Below are 15,196 nucleotides of genomic sequence, written 5' to 3'. Positions count from 1 at the left end.
GGTTCGCTCTTTTTCCTCTTCCCGGTTGCTTTTTGCCGCCCAAACACCGTAGAGTGTCTGTACAAATCCATTCACTCCCGGAGCACGCTACGGCATGACCGAATTCACCTGGAAAGACGAATACAGCCTCGGCAACGCGCAGATCGACGCGGAACACCAACGGCTGCTTGAGCTGGCCAACGCTGTCGCCACCCTTGCCAACAGCGGGGAACAAATGGCGCGGATCAAGGAGAACATCGTCGCCCTCTACGACTATGTGAAAACCCATTTTCAGCACGAGGAAGAGTACATGCTCCAGCTCGGCTACCCGCAGTATGAGGAACACAAAAAACTGCACGAAGGGATCATCGCCGAGATGAACACCATCATGAAACACAGCGGCAACCTGGATATGCTGGTGTACAAATTCAAACGGCTCATGCACGTCTGGGTGCTGGAGCATATCCTGACCGAAGATTCGCGAATAGCCCAAGCCAAAAAACAGAAAGAGGTCTCGGATGAACCAGCAAGCGAGGCCGGTTGAAACCATGCCAGCCATCCCCAAAACCGTTCCCCCCTGGGTCATCTACCTGTTTTTGGTGATCGGCCTGCTTTCCGCCGTGGCTTTTCGGCTGCTGACCATCATCAACACCTTTGCCCCCGCCCTGCTGCGGCCGGTCTGGTATTTCGGGGTCATCGGCTACATCTTCTTTTTCGCCTACCGCTACCATATCTCCGAGAAACGGAAAAACGCCATCCGCGCCAACCGGCTGCTGGAAAAGATCCAGGGTCAGGGCGAAATCACCAGCGAAGACCGGACGCTCATCGCCTATGTGCTCTCCTCCATCATCAAGTCCAAGGAGAACCTCAACTACCTGTTCATCTTTGTTCTCTCCATTGCCGCGGTAGCCGTGGATATCCTGCTCGCCCTCCAGGGCCGTTAAGGAAATACGGGGTACTCTGTATTCTGCGCGCAAGCCGGTGCTCAAGACGCAAACCTCTTGTCTTTTGCGATTTTTCCATTATAAAACCGTTACTGCCTGCAGATAAACCCTCCGCATACTGGATGCCGAAACGCCATGAAAACGATTCTGGTGGTGGACAACCACCCTGTTGTCTTGAAACTTCTGGTGGAATTCCTGAAAAAGCAGGGCCATGAAGTGATCACCGCCGAAGACGGGCTCGCGGCCTTGGAGTTTCTCAAAAAAGCACGGCCGGACATCATTTTTACCGATCTGATCATGCCCAACATCGGTGGGGAAAAACTCTGCCAGGTGATCCGCAGCCGTCCCGAGCTGAAAAATCTCCACATCATCATCTACTCGGCCACGGTGCTGGAGGATGCAACCAATATCCTCAACCTCGGGGCCGATGCCTGCATCGCCAAGGGGCCATTCAAAAATACCGAAACGCATATCGCCAAGGTCATCGAGCATATCGACAATGGCACCCTCCATGAACTGAAGGGCACGATCCTCGGCGGCGAAGACCTGTACAAGCGGCATATCACCTCGGAGCTGCTCTTTTCCAAGCGGCATTACGAGAGTATCTTCAACTCCATGCCCGAGGGGGTGATGGAGTTCACCCTGGACGGCAAGATCTTCCACGCCAACGCCGCGGCCCTTGCCCTATGCGGCCTGCGGGAGGAGGACCTGCTGGCCTCCGGTTTTCCCGAGCTTTTCACCGGCACCCACCGGGAACGGTTGCACACCCTGTTGCACACCCTTGGCCACGCTCCGGTGGTCATCGACGAGACCGAACCCGTCCTGCTCAACGGCAAGATGGTCACCATGAAGCCGCCACCCTGCTTGGCGATACCTTCCGGCTGGCGGATGTTGTCGCCCGGCTGGGCGGGGACGAATTTGTCATCCTCTGCACCGACAACTCGGCGCTGGGCAACCAGGAAACCATTCTCAGCCGGTTGAGCGAAAACATCGACAAAGCCAACCGGTTGACAACCCGGCAATACCGGCTGTCCCTCAGTGTCGGGGTGGGCCGCTACGAGCATCAGGCCCCGTGCTCCATTGACGAGCTGCTCCACCGGGCAGACCAGGCCATGTATAAAAACAAGGAAGACAAAAAGGCCCGCCGCCAGGATGGGTATAAACAGTAAGGCCGCGGGCTGATGCTGCTTTTTCCCAATCTCTTACCATAAAAAAATATCCCTTTTTCCCGTGGATTTTTTCGCAGGGACGATTATAGTAAAAATTATCATTAACCATCAATCAGGTGACTCATGGAAATAAGCGTTGATAAAAATGTCGTGGAATTCAAGCCGGGCAACGCCCAGGAAACCGCAGCCATGGAGCTGCTGTGGCGGGTCATTGTGGACTGCATGCGGGAGAACAAAAAGCTGGTGCCCATCGGCGAGTACATCCCCACCAAGGAAAACCTGGCCCGCTTTGTCATCGAGTAGCTTCCCGGCGGACAACACCTGTTACTGTTCGGTCTGCAACAAGGACCTGAAGGTGAAAAAGAACAGCGAGATTCCGAAATGCTGCGGCAGGAACATGGAAACCATGGCCTGATCCGCCCCGCAACTATCCAGCCTAAAAGGAGAGCCATCATGGACAAGTTTGAATGCCCCTGCGGTTATGTGTACGACCCGGCGGAAGGCGACTACGAACACGGCATCGAGCCCGGCACCGCCTTTGCCGACCTGCCCGATGACTGGGTCTGCCCCAAGTGCGGCGCGGAAAAAGAAAATTTTTACAAGGTGTAACCGCGCACTCGGACTCAACCCCGTCCAAACCGCCCCCTGAAACCCCTCCCTGGTTTTCAGGGGGTACTTTTTTCAGGAGTTCCGCACCCTGGAGCTTCCTGCACCGCCTCGCCCATCCTTTTGCTTTTCATTCCCTAAAAAAAAGGTACAATCTCGTTGCCGGGGACGCGCAATAACCCCGGAGAGACTTTTTTGACAATCTCAGCCGCACAACGCGGCAGCGGAATCCAGCCATGAACATCAACAACGAAGATCAGGCCAGGGAGGCCATCTCCCTCTGGCGGACAGAGCCACCCAAGGCGCAGCTCAAAAACCTGCGCTTTGCCCTGGAATCCCTGGAACTCAGCCAGATGTACTATGAACAGAAGGGCAACGAACAGGGGGCGGCGCGGGTTGTCGCCTGCCAGACCATCATCAGCGGCCGCATCGCCGAAATCGAAGCCGAATAAATAAGCCCAGGAGTCAGAAGCGCGCCATGCACACCATGTTCGCCACCATAGGCATGATCCTCGCCGTTGCCGGGCTTGTCGTTTCCGTGGCCTTCTGGATCCCGGGTCTCTGCAACCGGACCCGGCTTAAAGAGATCCTCGGTTCCAGATATCCGCTGGTCTATGTGGTCTATGTCGCCAACGGCCCCATGCTCCTGCTGCTTGGCGTCATCCTGCTGATCACCTTCCGCTGAACACTCTAAAAAGAGGACACCATAATGAGCACTGACACACAATACGGCTGGAACCCCGCCTTGGGCATGACCCTGCTGGCCAAACTGAAAAGCGACCTCAAGGCTGCCATGCTGAGCAAAAACGAGACGGTCAAGGGCGCGCTGCGCATCATCATCAGCGAATTCCCCACCAAGATCACCACCCCCATCACTCTGGAGAGCGGCAAAAAGAGCACGCGGGCCAAGCGGGACGACGAGATCACCGACGACGACATCATCAGCCTGATCATGGGGCTGTGCAAGTCGGAACGGCAGACCCTGGAGTACAAAAAAGAGACAACCTCCGAATACCTGGAAATCCTTGAAGCATACCTGCCCAAGATGGCCACGGAAGAGGAGATCACCGCCTGGGCCAAGGAAAACATCGACCTCTCCCAGTTCAAGAGCCCCATACAGGCCATGGGCCCGATCATGAAGCATTTCGGCAAGAGCGCGGACGGCAATGTGGTGAAGAAGGTGCTGGCGGAGATGGCGGGTTAGGATACCCCCATGTTCGAACAGGCTTTCAGAAATATCGACGACGTTCTCCGCAAAGAGGCGGGCTGCACCACCGAGCTCGATTACACCGAGCAGACCTCCTGGCTCCTGTTCCTGAAATACCTCGACAGTCTGGAGCAGGACAAGGCCATGGAAGCCGGGTTGGAGGGAAAGAAGTACTCCTTCATCCTCGACCCGCCTTACCGTTGGGAATCCTGGGCCGCGCCCAAGGGCGCCGACGGCCGGCTCGACCACAACAAGGCGCAGACCGGCGACGATCTGCGCGATTTCGTGGACCGCAAGCTCTTCCCCTACCTGCACGGCTTCAAGCAGAAGGCCAGCGGCCCGAACACCATCGAATACAAGATCGGCCAGATCTTCGGCGAGATCAAGAACAAGATCCACAGCGGCTACAACCTGCGCGAGATCATCGACCACATCGACGAGCTGCGCTTCCGCTCCCAGACCGAGAAGCACGAACTTTCCCACCTCTACGAAGCCAAGATCAAGAACATGGGCAACGCCGGGCGCAACGGCGGCGAATACTACACCCCGCGCCCGCTGATCCGCGCCATGGTGCGGGTGGTCAAGCCCAAGATCGGCGAACGCATCTACGACGGCGCCTGCGGCTCGGCGGGCTTCTTGTGCGAGGCCTTCGACTTTCTTAAAGCCCGGCCCAAGCTGACCACCACCGACCTCAAGACCTTGCAGGAGCGCACCTTTTACGGCAAGGAAAAGAAGTCGCTGGCCTACGTGATTGCGATCATGAACATGATCCTGCACGGCATCGAGGCGCCCAACATCATCCACACCAACACCCTGGCCGAAAACCTCGCCGATATCCAGGACAAGGACCGCTTCGATATAATCCTGGCCAACCCGCCCTTCGGCGGCAAGGAGCGCAAGGAGGTGCAGCAGAACTTCCCCATCCGCACCGGGGAAACCGCCTTCCTCTTTCTCCAGCACTTCATCAAGATGCTCAAACCAGGCGGCCGGGCCGGGGTGGTGATCAAGAACACCTTCCTCTCCAATACCGACAACGCCTCAATAAGCCTGCGCAAGCTGTTGCTGGATTCCTGCAACCTGCATACGGTGCTCGACTGCCCCGGCGGCACCTTCCAAGGGGCGGGGGTAAAAACCGTGGTGCTCTTCTTCGAGAAGGGCGCGCCGACCCGGAAGGTCTGGTACTACTCGCTCGACCTTGGCCGCAACCTGGGCAAAACCAACCCGCTCAACGATGACGACCTTGCCGAGTTTGTGGAGCTGCAAAAAACAAAAGCCGACTCGCCCAAGTCCTGGAGCGTGGACGCAGCCAGCATCGACCCAGCCACCTTTGACCTTTCGGTGAAAAACCCCGATGGCGGCGAGGAGATCATCCACCGGAGCCCCCGGGCGATCATGGACGAAATCGCCTTGCTGGATAACGAGAGCGCCGAGGTGCTGGCCAAGATCAAAAGGCTTTTATAAGTCCTATAGGACACATACGACCTATCGACCTATGGAAAACCAAAAAACCCCGCCAATAATCCTGCCCCACGGCAACTACCAGGAACTGCTTTCCTACCAGAAGGCCGAGGTGGTCTACGACCTGACCTTCCGGTTTTGCGAAAGGCATCTCAAAAAAGGGGACCGCACCATAGACCAGATGGTGCAGGCGGCCCGCTCCGGCAAACAGAACATCGTCGAAGGCAGCAAGGCCTCGGGCACCTCCAAGGAGATGGAGATCAAGCTGACCAACGTGGCAAGGGCCAGCCTGGAGGAGTTGCTGGAAGACTACCGCGATTACCTGCGGGTGCGGGATTGTGCCCTCTGGGACAAGGACTCCAAGGAAGCGCAGTATGTGCGAAAGCTGGGCAATAAGTCCCATACGACCTATGAAACCTACAGGCAGTTTGTGGAAACCCGCCCCGCCGAGGTGGCGGCCAACATCGCCGTCTGCCTGATCCACCAGACCAACTACCTGCTGGACCAGCAGATTCGCCGGCTGGAAAAAGATTTCCTCAAGGAAGGCGGCCTGCGCGAGCGCATGACCCGCGCCCGTTTGCAGGCGCGGGACCAGCAGCGAAAAGGATGGGGGAAGAAATGAAGGCGGGGTGGGAAAGAAGAAGGTTAGTGGATGTTCTGAATATCCAGAACGGCTATGCCTTTGACTCCAAAGGATTTAATCCTACCAAGGGGGTGCCGCTCGTTCGTATTAGAAGCCTCAAGGCGGGCATTGAAACGGAAACCCGTTTTGATGGCGAGTACGATGCTCGGTACCTAGTCAGAGCTGGGGATCTATTGGTCGGCATGGACGGCGAGTTCGGGTGCTATGAGTGGAAAGGTGAACCATCTTTACTGAACCAACGAGTTTGCAGGCTGCAAGGATTTTCCCATGAACTTCTTCCGCGCTTTCTTTATTACGGCGTAAATGATTATCTGAAGGCGATTGAGGAGGTAACCGGTTTTGCCACAGTGAAGCACCTGTCGTCGAAGCAAATCCTTGAGATTGAGTTCCCAGTTCCTCCTCTTCGAGAACAGCAACGCATCGTCACCATCCTCGACCAGGCGTTTGCCTCCATCGCTACTGCCAAAGCCAACGCCGAAAAGAACCTGCAAAACAGCCGCGGACTCTTTGAAAGCCACCTGCAATCCGTCTTCACCCAGCGTGGCGAGGGGTGGGTGGAGAAGAAGTTGGGCGATGTGTGCGAGCTATTCCAAGGCTTATGCATAAACGCCAAAACAAAGCACCTCCTTGTTGAAAAGAGCAGCCTGCCACTGTTACGAATTAAAGATCTCCGAACGAACTCGGCTGAACAATTCGTGGCTGAAAGTGGGTGGCCTAAGAATGCACACGTGTGTGAGTCCGAAATTATTTACACAAGAACAGGACAAATTGGCTTGGTCTTCCGTGGGCGCGTTGGCATTCTTCACAACAACTGCTTCAAGGTCAGACCAAAGCCAGTTCTGAATACCGACTATCTGTTTTGGTGGTTACAGAATCCCGCGTTTAGAGCGAAAATTACCATTCTGGCATCGAAAGCGGCTCAACCGGACATAACGCACTCGTTGTTCAAAGAACAGCCAATCTTACTGCCACCACGCGACTATCAGGATCAGGCGATCGCCCTCATTGATAAAATGCGTGCCGAAACCCAACGCCTCGAATCCATCTACCAGCAAAAACTCGCCGCCTTGGAGGCGCTGAAAAAATCCCTGCTCCACCAGGCCTTCAGCGGACAATTGTAAGGAGCCGAACCATGTCGATTCAGCCCGTGCTTTTTGAAACCCACGAAATCCGCAGACTCTATGACGAAAAAACCGAAACCTGGTGGTTCTCGGTGGTGGACATCATCCAGGTGTTGATCCAGCAGCCGGACTACCAGACCGCACGCAAGTACTGGAACAAGCTGAAAGAGCGATTGGGCAAGGAAGGAAGTCAACTGGTGACAAATTGTCACCAGTTGAAAATGACCGCCGAGGATGGCAAGCAGCGGCTCACCGACGTGGCCACCGCCGAAACCCTGTTGCGTTTGGTGCAGTCCGTCCCCAGCCCCAAGGCGGAGCCGATCAAGCTCTGGCTGGCCAAGGTCGGCTACGAGCGTATGCGGGAAATGGCCGATCCGGCACTGTCGCTGGATCGCGCCCGCGAAACCTGGCAGAAGCACGGACGCAGCGAGAAGTGGATTCAGCAGCGCATGACCGGCCAGGAAACGCGGAACAAGCTGACCGATTACTGGGCAAACCACGAAATCAAGAAAAGCGAGGAATTTGCCATGCTCACCAACATCATTCACCAGGAATGGTCCGGGGTGAGCGTGAAAACGCACAAAGCGATGAAGGGGTTGCGGGATCACAATCTGCGCGACCACATGAGCGAGGCTGAACTGATTTTTACCGCCCTGGCGGAGTTATCGACGCGACAGATCGCCGAGACGGATGAGGCGACCGGGATGGCAGAAAACAAGGTGGCGGCAAAAAAAGGTGGTACAATTGCCAAGCAGGCGCGAAAAGCGCTGGAGGCCAAGACCGGCAAACCGGTGGTGTCCGGCGACAATTTTCTGCCACCCGCCAAGCCGCGCTCCAAGAAGGTGAAGTAGGCCGGGAAGGCTGCTTGACAGAAAACTGGACGTATACTTGACATCACAGTTGAGAAAACCATGAACGAAGCCGAAACCCGAGCCGAGCATATCGACCCCGCCCTGAAAGCGGCTGGCTGGGGCGTGGTGGAAGGCAGCCGCATCCGCCGCGAGTACCCCATCACCCTGGGCCGCATCGAGGGAGCCGGCCGCCGGGGCAAAGCGCTCACCGCCGACTATGTACTGGAGTTTCGCAACACCAAGCTGGCCGTGGTGGAGGCCAAGGCCTGGGACAAGCCGCTGACCGAGGGCGCGGCCCAGGCCAAGGATTACGCAGGCAAGCTGGCGGTACGCTTTGCCTACTCAACAAACGGCCAGGGCATTTATCAAATCGATATGGCTCATGGGACTCATGAGTCCTATACGACCCATAAGTCCCATAAAAACGAAACCGAAATCCCCCACTACCCGACCCCCGAAGACCTCTGGAACCGCACCTTCGCCAGCCAAAACACCTGGCGCGACCGCTTTGCCGGTGTGCCTTTCGAGGACCGGGGCGGCTACTTTCAGGGCCGCTACTACCAAGACATTGCCGTCGAGCGAGTGCTTGCGGCCATAGCCGACCGAAAACAGCGCATCCTCCTGACCCTGGCCACCGGCACCGGCAAAACTTTCATCGCCTTCCAGATTGCCTGGAAGCTCTTCCACAGCCGCTGGAACCTGAACGACTGGCAGAAGGAGGGCGAGCCGAGCCGCCGCCCGCGCATCCTCTTCCTGGCCGACCGCAACATCCTGGCCAACCAGGCGTACAACGCCTTTTCCGCCTTTCCCGAAGACGCGCTGGTGCGCATTGAGCCCGACGAGATCAAAAAGAAAGGCAAGGTGCCCAAGAACGGCAGCCTGTTTTTTACCATCTTCCAGACCTTCATGAGCGGACCGCCCAAGGATGGCCACCCCTCCCCTTATTTCGGCGAGTACCCGTCCGACTTCTTCGATTGCATCGTCATCGACGAGTGCCATCGGGGCGGGGCCAACGACGAGAGCAACTGGCGCGCCATCCTCGACTACTTCGCCCCGGCGGTGCAGCTCGGCCTGACCGCCACGCCCAAACGGCGCGACAACGTGGACACCTACGCCTACTTCGGCGAGCCCGTGTATGTTTATTCGCTCAAGGACGGAATCAACGACGGCTTTCTGACCCCGTTTCGGGTGCGGCAGATTTCCACCACCCTGGACGAGTACGTCTACACCCCCGACGACACGCTGGTCGAAGGGGAGATCGAGGCGGGCAAGCGGTACACGGAGCCCGATTTCAACCGGATCATCGAGATCCGGGAGCGGGAAAGGAAGCGGGTTGAAATCTTCATGGCCCAGATCGACCAGCGGGAGAAAACCCTGGTCTTTTGCGCCACCCAGGACCACGCCCTGGCGGTGCGCGACCTCATCAACCAAATCAAGACCAGCCGCGACCCGAACTACTGCCAGCGGGTAACGGCCAACGACGGCGCTTTAGGCGAACAGCACCTGCGGGACTTCCAGGACAACGAGAAAACCATCCCCACCATCCTCACCACCTCGCAAAAGCTCTCCACCGGGGTGGACGCCCGCAACATCCGCAATATCGTGCTGATGCGCCCGATCAATTCGATGATCGAGTTCAAGCAGATCATCGGCCGCGGCACCCGGCTTTACGACGGCAAGGACTATTTCACCATCTACGACTTCGTCAAGGCGCACCATCATTTCAACGACCCGGAATGGGACGGCGAACCGCTGGAACCGGACGTTCCCATACGTCCCATGGCTCCCATAAGTCCCATCGAAAAAGAAAACCGCACAAGCGAACCAACAGCGGAATACAGCAAACGCCAAAAGATCAAGGTCAAACTGGCCGACGGCAAGGCCAGGACCATTCAGCACATGACGGCGACGAGCTTTTGGCACCCGGATGGCACGCCTATGTCGGCAGAGCAATTCATGGTGGCCTTGTTCGGCAGGCTGCCGGACTTTTTCAAGAATGAAGAGGAACTCCGTACCTTATGGAGTGCGCCGGATACGCGGAGAAAGCTGCTGGAGGGGCTAGCCGAAAAAGGCTTCGGCAGGGAGCAACTGGCCGAGATGCAGAAGATCATCGATGCGGAAAAGAGCGACCTGTTCGACGTGCTGGCCCATGTGGCCTATGCCCTGGCCCCGCTTACCCGCGAAGAACGCGCCGGGAAAGCGAAGGTCATCATCAGCACGCATTTCAACAGCAAGCAACAGGTTTTTCTCGACTTCGTATTGTCCCACTATGTCAGCGTCGGGGTGGAAGAGCTTGATCAAGGGAAGCTGACGCCGCTGCTGCGCCTGAAATATCACGATTCGCTTGCCGATGCCGTGGCCGACCTCGGCAAGCCGGAGGATATCGGCAAGGTATTTTCCGGCTTCCAGAAGTATCTGTATCAGCAGCAGGCCGTGGCATGAAAAAGAGCAGCCCGCCTACACAGCCGGAGCCCCTTCCCCCAGCAACGCCTTGAACTCCTCATCGTCCAGGGCCTCTTTCTCCAGCAGGGTTTTCGCTATCTTTTCCAGCAGGGGCCGCTGTTCGGTCAGGGTCTTTTCCACTCCAACCATGCGCTCGTCGATGATCTTGCGCACCTCCTCGTCGATGAGCAAGGCGGTCTGGTCGCTGAACTCCTTCTGTTGGAACATCCCCTGCTGCAAAAACTGGTTGGCCTGTTGCAGGTAGGTGACCTGGCCGAGTTTTTCGTTCATCCCGTACATGGCCACCATGCTGCGGGCAATGTCCGTGGCGCGCTGCAGATCGTTCTGGGCGCCGGTGGTGATCTCGTTGAAGATGACCTTTTCCGCCCCCCTGCCCCCCAACAGCACGTCGATTTTCTCCAGCAGCTCGGTCTTGGACATCAAAAACCGGTCCTCGGTGGGCAGTTGCATGGTGTAGCCCAGAGCGCCGATGCCCCGGGGCACGATGCTGATCTTGTGCACCTTTTCCGCGGTTTTACGGAAGGTGGCCACCAGGGCGTGCCCGGTTTCGTGGTAGGCCACGGTCTTTTTTTCCGTCTCGTTCAGCACCCGGTTCTTTTTTTCCAGCCCGGCGACGATCCGGTCGATGGCCGCTTCAAACTCCGTACCCTCCACCTGCTCCTTGCCCTTGCGCACCGCGAGCAGGGTGGCCTCGTTGACCAGATTGGCAAGGTCCGCCCCGGTAAAACCAGGGGTGCGGCGGGCGATGATCTCCAGATCAACCCCCACAGCAAGTTTGATCCCCTTGGCATGCACCGCCAAAATGGCCACCCGTTCCTTGAGGTCGGGCCGGTCCACCAGGATATGCCGGTCGAAACGGCCCGGCCTGAGCAGGGCCGGGTCCAAAATCTCGGGCCGGTTGGTGGCGGCGAGGATCACCACCCCCTTGTTCACCTCAAAGCCATCCATCTCGGCGAGCAACTGGTTGAGGGTCTGCTCGCGTTCGTCGTGGCCGCCCATCATGCCGCTGCCCCTGGCCTTACCCAGAGAATCCAGCTCGTCGATGAACACGATGCAGGGCGCCTTGGCGTTGGCCTGCTCAAAGAGATCGCGCACCCTGGCCGCGCCTAAGCCCACGAACATCTCGATGAAATCCGAGCCGCTGATGGAGAAAAACGGCACCCCGGATTCGCCGGCCACCGCCTTGGCCAGCAAGGTTTTGCCCGTGCCCGGAGGCCCGACCAGGAGAATGCCCTTGGGGATCTTGGCGCCCAGCCGAGTGAATTTTTCCGGGGTCTTCAAAAACTCGATCACCTCGGCCAGCTCCACCTTGGCCTCCTCCTGGCCGGCCACCGAGTTAAAATCCACCCCCAGATCGGTCTGGGCGATAATCTTGGCCTTGGATTTGCCCAGGGTCATCATGCCCCCGGCCCCTCCCTGGCCCATGCGTTTCATCATGAACATCCAGATCCCGACAAAAAAGAGGGTGGGCAGAACCCAGGAGAGCAGCGTGCGCAAAAAGGTGTTCTCGTTGGCCGCGATGATATCGACCCCGTGTTTTTCCAAAAAATCCACGAGGTTGCGGTCGTCTATCCGAGGGGTCACAAAGAGGGCCTTGGGAAACATCGGCTCCTTCTTGTTGCTCTCGATTTTTTCATACCCTTTGAGCAGGGTGGAGGAAATGACCACGGAGTTGATCTTTTTTTCCGCCACATGCGCCTTGAACTGGCTGTAGGAAACATTGTTGATCTGCGGCGAAAGCCAGTTCTGGAGGAGGATGAAGATGGCCACGGCGATGAACAGGTAGCTGAGAGAAAACTGGAATTTTTTTTCCATTGCCAATATATCCTTTGGATTACGGTCCGCTCAGGCGGGGAACGCACGATCTTCCCTGCCCGGACCTTGCTTTCATGGTATAAGAGAATTGTTTTTTTTGCAAAGCCGCAGAATGGAGCCCGTGGAAAATGAATCCCGCCGATGAAATCGTTTTGATCGTTGATGAGCAGAACCACGAGGTGGCACAGGTTTCCCGGCGGGTGATGCGGGAGGGCGGCCTGATCCACCGGGCCTGCTACATCCTGGTCTTTAACCGGAACCAAGAAATCTTTGTCCAAAAACGGACCATGACCAAGGATATCTATCCCGGGTACCTGGATGTGGCCACCGGCGGCGTGGTCCTAGCCGGGGAATCCTACGAGGTTTCCGCCAAGCGCGAACTGGCCGAAGAGCTTGGGGTGCGCAAGGCTTCCCTCACCAGCCATTTCGATTTTTACCATGCGGCGGACAACAACCGGGTCTGGGGCAGGGTTTTCTCCTGCACCGCCGAGGGCCCGTTCGTGCTCCAGCCCGAAGAGGTGGAGGATGGTTTTTTTCTCGGGATGGATGAGTTGCAATCCCTTGCCGCGGCCGAACAATTTACCCCGGATGGCCTTATGGTCCTGAAGAGATTCATGGCCGGATGAGACGTTTTTTTACAGCCCTCCTCGACCTCCTGCTGCCCTCGTTCTGCCTGGCTTGTGAAAAGCCGCTGGGCTCGGCGCCGGAGCTCTTGTTTTGCCCGGACTGCCTCACGAGGCTTACGTTCATCCACAGCCCGCTCTGCCCCTGCTGCGGCAGGGTCTATCTTGTTGCCGCCGCCGGCGACCACCTTTGCGGAGCCTGCCTTGCCGCCCCCCGTCATTTCACGCGGGCCAGGGCGCTCTTTCTCTACGAAGAGCCGCTGAAAGAGGTGATCCACCGCTTCAAGTACCAGGGAAAGACCGCCTGTTTGCCAAGCTTTGCCCGCTTTGCCAAAAACCATCCCCTGTTGGCTGATCTGGAAGGAGTTGACAGGATCGTCCCTGTGCCCTTGCATCCAAGCCGCCTGCGGGAACGCGGCTTCAACCAGGCCCTGCTCCTGGCCCGCGCCTTGTTTCCTAAAGACCGCCGGATCGTCCCCGATCTTTTGGTCCGTACCCGGCCGACCGAGCCCCAGACCAGTTTCAACGGGACAGCCCGCCGCGCCAACCTGAAAAACGCCTTTGAGGTTGTGAAACCGCACCGATTTGCAGGAAAAAATATTCTCCTCATCGATGATGTGTTCACCACCGGCACCACGGTGAACGAATGCGCCCGGGTTCTCAAAAAGGCAGGGGCCGCCGAAGTGATGGTGCTGACCCTGGCCAGGGTCAAGGAAGATTATTATTAGGTAACTATCCAGCAGCACCACATCTGCTTTGTCATAGGCCTGCTCGCATAGCTGGGCTATTGCTCGCCGTCCTATTCCGCGCATCTGCGGCACTGCTGAATATTTACCGCCTGCGGGCGTCTAGGGGCTTTGATCTTACGACTATTAATCCTTGGCAGCGGAAAAAATCCGGTTTACCCTGTAGCCATCAACCGATGAGGAATATACCCATGAATCTCCATGTCCTTGCCACCCTCGCCGCCCTTGTTGTTGCCGGTCTGACCTTTGCCTTCATGCTCAAGAAGCAGCGGGAAATCGACTGTCCGTCCTGACTGTTGATCTACGCCACTATTGGTATGGGTCTCATATCATATTATCTTTTCACCTTTTTTCTCTGATCTCCCGGGGCGGACATGCGCGTTTTTGGAAAACCCTATCGAACCATCTGGCCGTCTGAGAAAGACAACGCCACCATACACATCATCGACCAGCGCCATCTTCCCCACCGCTTTGTGGTGGAGGAGCTGCGCACGGTTTCCGAGGTATGCACGGCCATCCGGGAGATGCATGTCCGCGGGGCCGGGCTCATCGGCGCCACGGCTGGTTTCGGCATGCACCTTGCCGCCCTTGCCGCACCGGAACATGACTTTGCCGGATTCATGCGGAAGGCGGCCGATGATCTGGTGCGCACCCGGCCCACTGCCAGCAATCTGGCCTGGGCGGTAAAGCGGCAGCTTGAGGCGATCACGCAAGAAACCACCCTGGCGGCACAACGGGCCAAGGCCTTTGCGGTTGCCTGCGAGATAGCCGATGAGGACGCGGAGTTCTGCCGCAGGATCGGGGAGCACGGCAAGGGGATCATCGCCGAACTGAGCCGCAGGAAAAACGGCGGGGTGGTCAATATCCTCACCCACTGCAATGCGGGCTGGCTCGCCTTTGTGGATTACGGTTCCGCCACCGCCCCCATCTACGCCGCCCATGCCGAGGGAATCAAGGTGCATGTCTGGGTGGATGAAACCCGCCCCTGGCTACAAGGGGCCAAGCTCACCGCCTGGGAACTCAAAGAGGAAGGGGTGGCGCACACCCTGATCGCCGACAACACCGGCGGCCATCTCATGCAGCACGGGATGGTGGACATGGTCATCGTCGGCACCGACCGCACCACCCGCTGCGGCGACGTGGCCAACAAGATCGGCACCTATCTCAAGGCGCTGGCTGCCCACGACAACGGGGTGCCCTTTTATGTGGCCCTGCCCTCCTCCACCTTTGACTGGGGAATTCGGGACGGTCTGAGTGAGATACCCATCGAACAGCGGAGCGGCGAGGAGATCACCCATATCCGGGGCTTGAACGAGGCGGCGGAAATGACCACCATCGCCATTGCCCCGCCGGCTACCCCCTGCGCGAACTACGGCTTTGACGTCACCCCGGCCCGTTTGATTACCGGACTGATCAGCGAACGGGGGGTCATGCAGGCAAGCGAAGGGGATATCCTGCGGCTATACCCGGAACAGAAGTGAAAACCTCCTTTGCATTTTTAGAGCTGTTAACATCCCTTTGGCACGCCGCCGAGCACCGGAAAAGCTGCCGAAAAGGGAGGTTGCACTGTT

At 57.6% G+C, this 15,196-nt stretch carries 19 protein-coding genes; 18 read left to right on the top strand and 1 reads right to left on the bottom strand.

From position 1 onward, the window contains the following. The first annotated feature begins 94 nt into the window (after nt 1–94). From MWR57_RS10450 to hsdR, 15 genes are all read left to right on the top strand, one after another. A complete protein-coding gene (locus MWR57_RS10450; RefSeq protein ID WP_423124761.1) occupies nt 95–523 on the top strand; it encodes a bacteriohemerythrin in 429 nt (142 codons plus the stop codon). Next, nucleotides 498–923 carry a hypothetical protein gene (locus MWR57_RS10445; RefSeq protein ID WP_423124760.1) on the top strand — a complete coding sequence of 142 codons (426 nt, stop codon included), beginning with the start codon at nt 498–500 and terminating at the stop codon, nt 921–923. Before MWR57_RS10450 ends, MWR57_RS10445 begins: the two co-directional genes overlap by 26 nt. A 135-nt stretch (nt 924–1,058) precedes the next feature. Further along, a complete protein-coding gene (locus MWR57_RS10440; protein ID WP_423124759.1) occupies nt 1,059–1,904 on the top strand; it encodes a response regulator in 846 nt (281 codons plus the stop codon). Beyond that, on the top strand, nt 1,805–2,092 hold the full coding sequence (locus MWR57_RS10435) for a diguanylate cyclase domain-containing protein (protein WP_423124988.1): 288 nt from the start codon (nt 1,805–1,807) through the stop codon (nt 2,090–2,092). The genes MWR57_RS10440 and MWR57_RS10435 overlap by 100 nt, the downstream gene beginning before the upstream one ends. 123 nt (nt 2,093–2,215) lie before the next feature. After that, a complete protein-coding gene (locus tag MWR57_RS10430; protein WP_423124758.1) occupies nt 2,216–2,395 on the top strand; it encodes a hypothetical protein in 180 nt (59 codons plus the stop codon). After that, a complete protein-coding gene (locus MWR57_RS10425) occupies nt 2,382–2,507 on the top strand; it encodes a hypothetical protein (RefSeq protein WP_423124757.1) in 126 nt (41 codons plus the stop codon). Before MWR57_RS10430 ends, MWR57_RS10425 begins: the two co-directional genes overlap by 14 nt. Nucleotides 2,508–2,545: 38 nt before the next feature. Next, a complete protein-coding gene (locus MWR57_RS10420) occupies nt 2,546–2,701 on the top strand; it encodes a rubredoxin (RefSeq protein ID WP_423124756.1) in 156 nt (51 codons plus the stop codon). 233 nt (nt 2,702–2,934) lie between these two features. Next, nucleotides 2,935–3,150, top strand: a complete 216-nt coding sequence (locus MWR57_RS10415) for a hypothetical protein (protein WP_423124755.1) — start codon at nt 2,935–2,937, stop codon at nt 3,148–3,150. Between the two features lie 26 nt (nt 3,151–3,176). Next, nucleotides 3,177–3,383 carry a hypothetical protein gene (locus MWR57_RS10410; protein WP_423124754.1) on the top strand — a complete coding sequence of 69 codons (207 nt, stop codon included), beginning with the start codon at nt 3,177–3,179 and terminating at the stop codon, nt 3,381–3,383. A gap of 24 nt (nt 3,384–3,407) precedes the next feature. Then, nucleotides 3,408–3,902 carry a GatB/YqeY domain-containing protein gene (locus MWR57_RS10405; protein ID WP_423124753.1) on the top strand — a complete coding sequence of 165 codons (495 nt, stop codon included), beginning with the start codon at nt 3,408–3,410 and terminating at the stop codon, nt 3,900–3,902. 9 nt (nt 3,903–3,911) lie between these two features. Continuing rightward, nucleotides 3,912–5,366 (top strand): class I SAM-dependent DNA methyltransferase, encoded by a 1,455-nt coding sequence (locus MWR57_RS10400; RefSeq protein WP_423124752.1) that lies wholly within the window; start codon nt 3,912–3,914, stop codon nt 5,364–5,366. A 31-nt stretch (nt 5,367–5,397) separates the two neighbouring features. Next, entirely contained in the window at nt 5,398–5,985 is a 588-nt protein-coding gene (locus MWR57_RS10395; RefSeq protein ID WP_423124751.1) for a four helix bundle suffix domain-containing protein, read from the top strand. Continuing rightward, nucleotides 5,970–7,127 (top strand): restriction endonuclease subunit S, encoded by a 1,158-nt coding sequence (locus tag MWR57_RS10390; RefSeq protein ID WP_423124750.1) that lies wholly within the window; start codon nt 5,970–5,972, stop codon nt 7,125–7,127. Before MWR57_RS10395 ends, MWR57_RS10390 begins: the two co-directional genes overlap by 16 nt. Before the next feature lie 11 nt (nt 7,128–7,138). Beyond that, nucleotides 7,139–7,978 (top strand): BRO-N domain-containing protein, encoded by an 840-nt coding sequence (locus MWR57_RS10385; RefSeq protein WP_423124749.1) that lies wholly within the window; start codon nt 7,139–7,141, stop codon nt 7,976–7,978. Nucleotides 7,979–8,038: 60 nt separating this feature from the next. Beyond that, nucleotides 8,039–10,420: an EcoAI/FtnUII family type I restriction enzme subunit R gene (hsdR, locus tag MWR57_RS10380; RefSeq protein ID WP_423124748.1), complete on the top strand. Its 2,382-nt coding sequence runs from the start codon at nt 8,039–8,041 to the stop codon at nt 10,418–10,420. Nucleotides 10,421–10,435: 15 nt separating this feature from the next. Here the strand turns inward: hsdR and ftsH are convergent, their stop codons facing one another. Beyond that, nucleotides 10,436–12,256 carry an ATP-dependent zinc metalloprotease FtsH gene (gene ftsH / locus MWR57_RS10375; protein ID WP_423124747.1) on the bottom strand — a complete coding sequence of 607 codons (1,821 nt, stop codon included), beginning with the start codon at nt 12,254–12,256 and terminating at the stop codon, nt 10,436–10,438. 128 nt (nt 12,257–12,384) lie between these two features. Here ftsH and yfcD point away from each other — a divergent pair, with 128 nt between their 5' ends. From yfcD to mtnA, 3 genes are all read left to right on the top strand, one after another. Then, nucleotides 12,385–12,882, top strand: a complete 498-nt coding sequence (gene yfcD / locus MWR57_RS10370) for an NUDIX hydrolase YfcD (protein ID WP_423124746.1) — start codon at nt 12,385–12,387, stop codon at nt 12,880–12,882. Beyond that, nucleotides 12,879–13,607: a ComF family protein gene (locus MWR57_RS10365; protein ID WP_423124745.1), complete on the top strand. Its 729-nt coding sequence runs from the start codon at nt 12,879–12,881 to the stop codon at nt 13,605–13,607. Before yfcD ends, MWR57_RS10365 begins: the two co-directional genes overlap by 4 nt. A gap of 392 nt (nt 13,608–13,999) precedes the next feature. After that, nucleotides 14,000–15,106 (top strand): S-methyl-5-thioribose-1-phosphate isomerase, encoded by a 1,107-nt coding sequence (gene mtnA, locus MWR57_RS10360; RefSeq protein WP_423124744.1) that lies wholly within the window; start codon nt 14,000–14,002, stop codon nt 15,104–15,106. The last annotated feature ends 90 nt before the right edge of the window (nt 15,107–15,196 follow it).

Origin of the sequence: Hydrosulfovibrio ferrireducens (genome assembly GCF_046883345.1) — a bacterium.
Classification (GTDB): Bacteria; Desulfobacterota; Desulfobulbia; order Desulfobulbales; family Desulfurivibrionaceae; genus Thiovibrio; species Thiovibrio ferrireducens.
Note: the sequence above shows the minus strand (reverse complement) of the source record. Positions and strands in the feature narration are given on the sequence as shown.

Coding starts and splice junctions, on each gene's coding strand:
- MWR57_RS10450 (WP_423124761.1), top strand. CDS start 95: ATGACCGAATTCACCTGGAAAGACGAATACAGCCTCGGCAACGCGCAG.
- MWR57_RS10445 (WP_423124760.1), top strand. CDS start 498: ATGAACCAGCAAGCGAGGCCGGTTGAAACCATGCCAGCCATCCCCAAA.
- MWR57_RS10440 (WP_423124759.1), top strand. CDS start 1,059: ATGAAAACGATTCTGGTGGTGGACAACCACCCTGTTGTCTTGAAACTT.
- MWR57_RS10430 (WP_423124758.1), top strand. CDS start 2,216: ATGGAAATAAGCGTTGATAAAAATGTCGTGGAATTCAAGCCGGGCAAC.
- MWR57_RS10420 (WP_423124756.1), top strand. CDS start 2,546: ATGGACAAGTTTGAATGCCCCTGCGGTTATGTGTACGACCCGGCGGAA.
- MWR57_RS10415 (WP_423124755.1), top strand. CDS start 2,935: ATGAACATCAACAACGAAGATCAGGCCAGGGAGGCCATCTCCCTCTGG.
- MWR57_RS10410 (WP_423124754.1), top strand. CDS start 3,177: ATGCACACCATGTTCGCCACCATAGGCATGATCCTCGCCGTTGCCGGG.
- MWR57_RS10405 (WP_423124753.1), top strand. CDS start 3,408: ATGAGCACTGACACACAATACGGCTGGAACCCCGCCTTGGGCATGACC.
- MWR57_RS10400 (WP_423124752.1), top strand. CDS start 3,912: ATGTTCGAACAGGCTTTCAGAAATATCGACGACGTTCTCCGCAAAGAG.
- MWR57_RS10395 (WP_423124751.1), top strand. CDS start 5,398: ATGGAAAACCAAAAAACCCCGCCAATAATCCTGCCCCACGGCAACTAC.
- MWR57_RS10390 (WP_423124750.1), top strand. CDS start 5,970: ATGGGGGAAGAAATGAAGGCGGGGTGGGAAAGAAGAAGGTTAGTGGAT.
- MWR57_RS10385 (WP_423124749.1), top strand. CDS start 7,139: ATGTCGATTCAGCCCGTGCTTTTTGAAACCCACGAAATCCGCAGACTC.
- hsdR (WP_423124748.1), top strand. CDS start 8,039: ATGAACGAAGCCGAAACCCGAGCCGAGCATATCGACCCCGCCCTGAAA.
- ftsH (WP_423124747.1), bottom strand. CDS start 12,256: ATGGAAAAAAAATTCCAGTTTTCTCTCAGCTACCTGTTCATCGCCGTG.
- yfcD (WP_423124746.1), top strand. CDS start 12,385: ATGAATCCCGCCGATGAAATCGTTTTGATCGTTGATGAGCAGAACCAC.
- MWR57_RS10365 (WP_423124745.1), top strand. CDS start 12,879: ATGAGACGTTTTTTTACAGCCCTCCTCGACCTCCTGCTGCCCTCGTTC.
- mtnA (WP_423124744.1), top strand. CDS start 14,000: ATGCGCGTTTTTGGAAAACCCTATCGAACCATCTGGCCGTCTGAGAAA.